Origin of the sequence: Blautia sp. HCP28S3_G10 (genome assembly GCF_052065235.1) — a bacterium.
In the GTDB taxonomy this organism is placed as follows: domain Bacteria; phylum Bacillota; class Clostridia; order Lachnospirales; family Lachnospiraceae; genus Blautia_A.
In genome coordinates, this window is sequence record NZ_JBQHUL010000101.1 from 1 (window position 1) to 700 (window position 700).

Sequence of the window (700 nt, forward strand, 5' to 3'; positions counted from 1 at the left end):
CCATGGAGCCGCTGTTGGGATACCACCCTTGCAGTATTGGGTTTCTAACCAGCCGCCGTGAACCGGCGGTGGGACAATGCCAGACGGGGAGTTTGACTGGGGCGGTCGCCTCCGAAAGGGTATCGGAGGCGCCCAAAGGTTCCCTCAGAATGGACGGAAACCATTCGAAGAGTGCAAAGGCAGAAGGGAGCTTGACTGCGACACCGACGGGTGGAGCAGGTACGAAAGTAGGGCTTAGTGATCCGGTGGTATTAAGTGGGAATGCCATCGCTCAACGGATAAAAGCTACCCTGGGGATAACAGGCTTATCACTCCCAAGAGTTCACATCGACGGAGTGGTTTGGCACCTCGATGTCGGCTCATCGCATCCTGGGGCTGTAGTAGGTCCCAAGGGTTGGGCTGTTCGCCCATTAAAGCGGTACGCGAGCTGGGTTCAGAACGTCGTGAGACAGTTCGGTCCCTATCCGGCGTGGGCGTAGGATATCTGAGAGGAGCTGTCCTTAGTACGAGAGGACCGGGATGGACGGACCGCTGGTGTACCGGTTAGACTGCCAAGTCTACGGCCGGGTAGCCAAGTCCGGAAGGGATAAACGCTGAAGGCATCTAAGCGTGAAGCCCCCCTCGAGATGAGATATCCCATCCGAAAGGAGTAAACCCCCTTGAAGACGACGAGGTTGATAGGGCAGGGGTGGAAGCATGG

General features: G+C 57.3%; 1 rRNA gene. It reads left to right on the forward strand.

Features of this window, described 5'->3' with window-relative positions:
* A 23S ribosomal RNA gene (locus ACTNB8_RS16385) occupies nt 1-700 on the forward strand; the annotation flags it as partial.